Here is a 7597-nt window from a genome sequence, read left to right on the forward strand (position 1 = left end):
AGGACCGAGGCGATGAGCTCCAACGTCATTACCGTCTACGACATCAACCGCATCCGGCCGCCGAAGGCGCCGTCCCGCGACGACACCCAGGACCCGCATTTCGTCCCCGCCCCCTGCCAGGTGGCTTGCCCCGTCGGCACCGATGCGCCTTCCTACATCGGCTATATCTGGGAAGAGAAATTCGCCGAGGCCTTCGAGGCGATCACCGCCACCAACCCATTCTCGTCGATCTGCGGGCGGGTCTGCGACGCGCCGTGCGAGCCCGCCTGCCGCCGCACCGAAAGCGATGGGCCGATCGCCATCCGCAACCTCAAGCGCTATGTGATGGACAAGCTCGGCAAGGATCATCACCTGCCGCCCGTTCACGTGACCCGCAAGGAAACCGTGGGCATCGTCGGCGCTGGCCCCGCGGGCCTCACCGCCGCGCAGGATCTGGCCGAAGCCGGCTTCGAAGTGCACGTCTATGAGATGATGGACAAGCCCGGCGGCATGATGGTGTGGGGCATTCCCGGCTTCCGCCTGCCACCGGGCATCATCGAGGAAGACATGCAGCGCATGTTCAACCATTGCCCCGGCATCAAGCTGCATTGCGGCGTAACGCTTGGCAAGGACGTGACCCTCGACGCCTTGAAGGCGCGCCATGATGCGGTGCTGCTCACCATCGGCTCATGGTGGGGCAAGCCCATGGGCATCGATGGCGAGAACCATCCCAATGTGGTTGACGGTGTGGGCTTCCTGCGCCGCATCAACGCCGGGGAGCGCCCGATGCTTCCCGAGAAGGTCATCGTGGTAGGTGGCGGCGACGTGGCGATGGACGCCTGCCGTGCCGCGCTGCGCATGCCGGGTGTGAAAGAGGTGAAGGTGCTCTACCGCCGCGGCCCCAAGGAAATTCCGGCCCGCAAGGAAGAACTCCACCAGGCGATCGCCGAAAACATCGAGGTGATCTACAACACCCAGCCGGTTGCGGTGGTGAGCGAAGGCGGCAAGTTTGCCCTGCGCTGCGTGGAAACGAGACTCGGCGCGCCGGGGCCGGATGGCCGCCGCAAGCCAGAAACCGTGCCCGGCTCCGAACGCGACATCGGCTGCGGCATGGTCATCATGGCGGTGGGCCAGAAGGCCGAGTCAAACGAACTCGACGCCAAAGGCCTGATGGCCGGTGACCGCGTGAAAACCGACTGGAACTCGATGCGCACCGCCGACCCGAAAGTATTCGCCGCGGGCGACGGCGCCTTCGGCGGCTCCACCATCGTTGTGGCGATGATGCACGGGCACCGCGCGGCGCATTATGTGAAGTCGCATCTCGACGGCATTGCCGAGCCCCTGCCCTACCGCACGCCTTACCGCACAAGGCGGGTTCCGGCGGCGCAGGACATCAACTGGGAAATCTTCCCGCGCCGTGACCAGAAGTTCAACGGCTTGGGTGAGAATCCGTCAGCCTTCCCGGAAATCGAAACCACCTATGACGACGTGACCGCCAAGGAAGAGGCGGCACGCTGCTACCGTTGCGATGCCGAGACCGGCTCATCCGACTACTCGGTGAAGACGCGCGAGGATATCTTCGTCATGGCGCGCACCTCCGTGAACGACCTCAAGACCCAGACCGCCATCCTGCAGAAGCGGCTGAAGCCCAAGCAGAACCCATTCCCCGAAAATCACCGGGCCTCCTTCGACGATCTCGTATTGCTTCCCGCCAACCTGTCGCGCCTGGTGATCGACCCCTATCGCGACGCCTGCAACACGGCGACCGACATCGCGGGCCGGATCAAGCTCGACATTCCGGTGATCGCCGCCGGGCTCGACGCGCTTCCCGGGGAGGCAAGGCCGGCGCTGGGCCAGGCGCTGGGCAATGTCGGCTCCGCCTGGCTGGGGCGCAAGCCGCTCCCCGGCAGCAAAGCGCCATGGCTGCAGTTGCTGATCACGGGCGAGGACACGCCGGATGCGGCTGCCGCGGCATATGTCTATGTGCAGCGTGGCGGCTTCGCGCCATTCATGCCGGAGCGCCGGGACGGCAAGATCATCGGGCTCGTCGCCAATGCGGCCAGCCTCGAGCAGGCCATGCCCTTCGCGCTTGAGAACGGCTTCGACATGATGCTGCTGGACGGCTCATCCGGCATTGCCGGGGCCTGGCCGGAACTCAAGGGTTACCCCGACTTCACGGTGCTGCGCGACGCGATGCGAATCGTGCGGCGGATGAACCGCGAGGAAGACATCGACTTCGTTTATTTCGGCGGTGTGCGCTCTGGCACCGACGTGGCGAAACTGATCGGGCTCGGCGCCAAGGCCGGCGCCATCGGCATGACCATGGCGATGGCGCTGGGCGGCGAGATGGGACCCGGCGGACTCTCCTTCTTCGGCGACCGCTCAACTGACGAGCGCACCGATGCCGCGGCCTCGATCATCAACGCCATGTCGGCGGAAGCCTCGATCATGGCCCGCTGCACCGGCAAGACCGATGTTCGCAACATCGAGCCCGAGGATCTGCGCGCCATCACCCTGGCCAGCGCCAGGGACTTCGGCGTGCCGCTGGCCGGCGCCAAGCGCAACACGGTGATCGCGGCGGCGGAATAGCCGTCAGCGCATCACGAAGGGATTGGCCATCGGCTGGTCCGAAGTGTTGATCCACACAGTCTTGGGACGGGTGTAGTCATAGATCGCCTGGAGGCCGCTCTCCCGGCCGTAGCCCGACTCCTTGAAGCCGCCAAACTCGGCGATCGGCGAGACCACGCGATAGGTGTTGACCCAGACGATGCCGGCGCGCAGCTGCCGCGTGACCCGCAGCGCCCGGGCCCCATCCCTGGTGAACACGCCGGCCGCCAGGCCATGGCGCGTGTCATTGGCCAGGCGCATCACCTCATTCTCGTCGCTAAAGCGCAGCACGCTCAACACCGGGCCGAACAGCTCGGTATCGACGATCCGCATGTTCTGGTTCTGACATTCGATGATCGTCGGCTCGTAATAGAGGCCGCGGTTCTGGTCCGGCGGGCGCTTGCCGCCGGTGAGCAGTTTTCCGCCCTGCTCCTGCGCGAAGGCCACTTCCTTCTCGATGCGCGCGATCTGGCCATGGGTGGCGAGCGGCCCCATCTGGGTTTCTTCGAGCAGCGGATCGCCGATACGGATCTGGCGGGCGCGTGACACCATCTCGCTCAGGAACCGGTCCGCCACCTTCTCGTGAAGATAGAGCCTCGACCCAGCCACACAGGATTGCCCGGCGGCGCCGAAAATGCCAGCAATCGAGCCGTTCACAGCACTTTCGAGGTCGGCGTCCTCAAACACCAGAAACGGGGACTTGCCGCCCAGCTCCAGCGACACCTGCGCGAAATTCTCCGCTGAATTGCGCACGATGTGGCGCGCCGATTCAGGCCCGCCGGTGAAGCTGATGCGCTGCACGAGCGGATGCGACGAGAGCACCCGCCCACAGGGCTCGCCATGGCCGGTGACCACGTTGAAGACGCCAGGCGGAAAGCCCGCCTCTTCGATGAGCCGGGCGAACTCCAGCATCGGGGCCGAGGCATGCTCGGAGGCCTTGAGCACCACGGTATTGCCCGCTGCCAGCGCAGGCCCGATCTTGACCGCGACGAGGAACAGCTGCGAGTTCCATGGCACCACGGCCGCCACAACGCCAAGCGGCTCTCGCAGCGTCATAGCCAGCATGTCCGGCTTGTCAATGGGCAGGGTGGAGCCCATCACCTTGTCGGCAGCGCCGGCATAGAAATGAAAGAACTCGGCGATGTATTTCGCCTGCCAGCGCGTTTCCTTCAGCATCTTGCCGGTGTCGATGGTTTCAGTGCGGCCGAGTTCCTCCGACTTCTGCGCGAGGAGATCGGCCAGACGGCGCAGATAGCGGCCGCGCGCGGTGGGGAGTGCTTTCGCCCATTCGCCTTCGCTGAAGGCGCGGTGCGCGGCCTTGACCGCGCGGTCCACATCATCTGCGGTGGCTTCCGGGATTTCCGCCCAGTCATCGCCCGTCGCGGGGTTGAACGAGGTGAATGTCCGTCCGTCGCCGGCATCCACCCATTGGCCGTCGATGAACATCCGGTAACGCTGCAGATTGCCCATGCGCTGCTCCTTCCGTCTACGGCGATAGCTGAGGCCATCGCCTTTCTGAGGCTACAATATTTTCGGCGCGCCCTGTCGGAATTCTCGTATATTACGCTTATGGTCCTTGCCTAGGGTTAGGGGAAATGACGGCAATGAAGACCAAGCAAGTTATCGGCGGTCCGCTGGTGATCGGCGGGCGCAAGCTGTCCCTGTCGCGGGCGATCCGGGCTGGAGATTTCGTGTTCCTGACCGGTCAGATACCTTTCAAGGATGGCCAGGTGATGACCACCGGCAGCGTGGAGGAACAGACCCGCGCCGTTCTCGAAGACATCAAGGCGACGCTGGCCGAGGCGGGGTGTGCGCTGGCGGATGTGGTGAAAGCCATGGTGTGGCTGCGGGACAGGGCGGATTTTCCAGGCTTCAATGCCGTCTATGGCGAGTATTTCCCGCATGATCCGCCCGCCCGGTCCGCCGTGGTGAGCGAGCTTCTCGTCGATGTGCGCGTGGAGGTCGAGGTCGTGGCCTACAAGCCGGTGGCGGGCTGAGATGCCGGAGCGGACGCCGCGCGGCACCGCCCTTGAAACGCGCGGGCATGGCGATGCCGCCGTCGTGCTGGTGCACGGCCTTGGTCTCAACCGCCAGTCCTGGCAGTGGCAGGCTCCCGCTCTCGCGGAACGCTATCGCGTCATCACCTATGATCTTCATGGCCATGGCGAGAGCAGCCTGCCGCCGGAGCGGCCATCGCTCGCCATGTTCTCAGATCAGCTGCGCGAATTGATGGACCACCTGCGGCTCTATGAGGCAGCGGTGTTGGGCTTCTCACTGGGCGGCATGATCGCGCGGCGCTTCGCCATGGACAATCCGGACCGCTTGTGGGCGCTGGGCGTGCTGCATTCAGCTCATGCGCGTGACACGGCAGCGCAAGATGCGATCCTGCGGCGCGTCGAACAGGCCCGCGCGGAAGGCCCGGCCGCGACGGTCGAAGCCGCGCTTCAGCGCTGGTTCACGGATGATTTCCGCGCCGCAAACCCGGCGCTGATGAACACCGTGCGCGGCTGGATCATGGCCAATCGCAGGGAGGTTTATTGGCCAATCTATCAGGTGCTTGCGGACGGCGTCAGCGAACTGATTGCCCCCTCTCCGCCCATAAATGTTCCCACGCTGGTGATGACGGGCGATGAGGATCACGGCAACTCGCCCGCCATGAGCCGCGCCATCGCCGCCGAAATTCCGGGGGCCGACCTGGTTATCCTCCCAGGCCTCCGTCACATGGCCCTGGCTGAAGCGCCGGACACATTCAACGCGCAGCTGCTTGGCTTTCTCGAACGAGCCAGCGGGCGCACGCTCAAGGTATGATTTCGGAGACAGCGATGGAATTGCAAATCAGGAAACTGGTAAACTTCGAAGAAGAAATCCGAATTGAGGGCGGGAGGGCGGCAACCCCGCCGCTGCGCATGCTGGGCGTGGCCGCCGTCGTCAGGAACCCCTGGGCGGGGCGGGGCTATGTCGAAGACCTCAAACCCGAGATTAAGGCCTTCGCGCCCATGCTCGGAAAGCTGCTGACCGAACGCATCGTGGCCATGGCCGGCGGTGCGGATATGATCGAGGCCTATGGCAAGGCCGCCATGGCAGGGCTTGATTGCGAGCAAGAACATGCCTCGGCGCTGATCCATACACTGCATTTCGGCAATTTCTACCGCGAGGCGCTGGGCGCCAAGACCTATCTCGGCTTCACCAACACCCGCGGGCCCGCCAATAGCCAGATCCAAATCCCGCTGATGGACAAGCATGATACCGGCCGGCGCTCGCATTATCTGACTGTGCAGTTTTCAATCGCCGACGCGCCTGCCGATGACGAACTGATCGCCGCCTTCGGGGGCGCCACCGGCGGACGCCCGCACCACCGGATCGGCGACCGCTACCAGGACTTGGCCGAAATCGGCGCTGATGTCAGCAATCCGGCGAAGCTCTCGCAGTAGCCGCGGCCGCGACAAAGCCGGTGACAGGCGCAAGCGGATTCCTGTATGATTTGAATTGCAGTCTATGCGTCAGCGGCAATGGGTGCGGCCATCATCAAGCGTATCGACCAGTATGTATTGCGAGAGACGCTGACCCCGATCATCGCAACGATCCTGACCGGACTGCTGGTGCTTTCCGCAGCGCGCCTTGTCATGATTTTTGATCTGGTGATCGGGAATGAGGACGGACTGACGATCGTCGCGCGGTTGCTGGCGGCATTCGTTCCACACTATCTGTCGTTCATGCTCCCATTCGCTTTGTACTTTGGAAGCTACATGGCGGCTCGGCAGCTGTCGCTCTACTCCGAAGTCGCAATCCTCCAGGCGACTGGAACAAGCATCGCGCGGGTGTTCGCTTCACTCCTGGTCCTCGGCGTTGTTTTCACGATTCTGAACACTTTGGTTGTCGGCTGGTTCGAGCCGCTTGGGCGCTATGCTTACCGGGGTCTGACCCACCGTTTGATCAATGCGGATTTCTATCTCAAGGCGCGGGACAGCACCTTCATGAAAATTGGCGACAGGACCCTGTTCGTTGAGAAAATCAATCCAGACCGGCATAGCTTCGTGAATGTCATGATTTTCGAGCCGCTCGAAAACGGCGGCTCCCTGACGATTACGGCCCCCACTGGCGCCGTCGTCAAGACGCCTCAACAGATGAAGCTGTGGCTCTTTGATGGGACCCGGAAGATCATCGGCGATCCAAAAGACTTGAACGCTGTGCAGAGCATGACGTTCGCCGCTCTCGACATACCCTTTGGCGACGGCTTGGAGCCGTTCCGGCCGCGCGGCAAGGACGAAATGGAATTGTTGCTTCCCGAGCTGCTCACGCCCGGGAGCCGCGCGGCGAATGCAACGGCTCAGGAAATCCAGGTCCAGTTGCACAAGAAGCTGGTGATCGCATTTTCCGCCCTGTTCTTGCCTATGCTGGCGGTTTCGCTGGCCATTCAGAGTTCGCGCCGCAAGAACTTTTATCAGACGGTTTTCGCCTTGCTTGTTGTCATCCTCTATCATCAACTTGTGGAAGCCGCGGCGGATACGGGAGAGAAATTCAATGTCAATCCCGCTTATCCGCTATGGCTGATTTTTGCCACTTACTCTGTTCTCTCGGTTCTTCTCTTTTATGTGGTCACCGCGCGGCCAGGCTCGATCTGGGACAACTTCTCGCAACTGCTCGACGGCCTGTTGGGTGGCCTTCGAGGACGCCGAGGCCAGGCGGGAGTCAAGATCGCGCAGGCGCCTGGCGCATAACTGGCTTACGGCAGGCATCGGGAGACGGGGGCAGGGGCGCGGTAACATTTCAATAGCTTTTCCACCCGGCGGCGCCTGACGATGTCTCCCTCCCACAAACTCCGTTTCTCCAGCTTTTATGAATGTGCCAACAAGACTTCTCATCTGAGTTCCTGTTCGTCTTTCACCTTCGGTATTGACAACGCTGTCAAAGATCGACTAATTATTGACAACGTTGTCATAGACGTTTGGAGGCGTAGTTGACAACCTTAAGGCTAGGTGGTGTTGACAAAGTGTCTGCACCAGAGGCGTGC

General features: G+C 62.9%; 6 protein-coding genes. 5 read left to right on the forward strand and 1 reads right to left on the reverse strand.

The features are described from left to right. Nucleotides 1-12 precede the first annotated feature (12 nt). On the forward strand, nt 13-2568 hold the full coding sequence (locus tag ACKOED_RS11525; protein WP_408916739.1) for an FAD-dependent oxidoreductase: 2556 nt from the start codon (nt 13-15) through the stop codon (nt 2566-2568). Nucleotides 2569-2571: 3 nt separating this feature from the next. Here ACKOED_RS11525 and ACKOED_RS11530 read toward each other — a convergent pair whose 3' ends face one another. Beyond that, nucleotides 2572-4047, reverse strand: coding sequence for an aldehyde dehydrogenase (locus tag ACKOED_RS11530; protein WP_408916746.1), 1476 nt, complete (start codon nt 4045-4047; stop codon nt 2572-2574). 143 nt (nt 4048-4190) lie between these two features. Between ACKOED_RS11530 and ACKOED_RS11535 the strand changes: the two genes are divergently transcribed. The 4 genes from ACKOED_RS11535 (at nt 4191) to ACKOED_RS11550 (ending at nt 7304) form a co-directional block, all read left to right on the forward strand. Continuing rightward, nucleotides 4191-4583, forward strand: a complete 393-nt coding sequence (locus ACKOED_RS11535; protein ID WP_408916740.1) for a RidA family protein — start codon at nt 4191-4193, stop codon at nt 4581-4583. 1 nt (nt 4584) lies between these two features. Further along, nucleotides 4585-5394 (forward strand): alpha/beta fold hydrolase, encoded by an 810-nt coding sequence (locus ACKOED_RS11540; RefSeq protein ID WP_408916741.1) that lies wholly within the window; start codon nt 4585-4587, stop codon nt 5392-5394. Between the two features lie 14 nt (nt 5395-5408). Then, entirely contained in the window at nt 5409-6017 is a 609-nt protein-coding gene (locus ACKOED_RS11545; protein WP_408916742.1) for an amino acid synthesis family protein, read from the forward strand. Between the two features lie 78 nt (nt 6018-6095). After that, the gene (locus ACKOED_RS11550) at nt 6096-7304 is read left to right on the forward strand and encodes an LptF/LptG family permease (RefSeq protein ID WP_408916743.1); all 1209 of its coding nucleotides are present in this window, start codon (nt 6096-6098) and stop codon (nt 7302-7304) included. Nucleotides 7305-7597: the final 293 nt, after the last annotated feature.

The sequence above is a fragment of the Aestuariivirga sp. genome, assembly GCF_046093005.1.
In the GTDB taxonomy this organism is placed as follows: Bacteria; Pseudomonadota; Alphaproteobacteria; order Rhizobiales; family Aestuariivirgaceae; genus Aestuariivirga.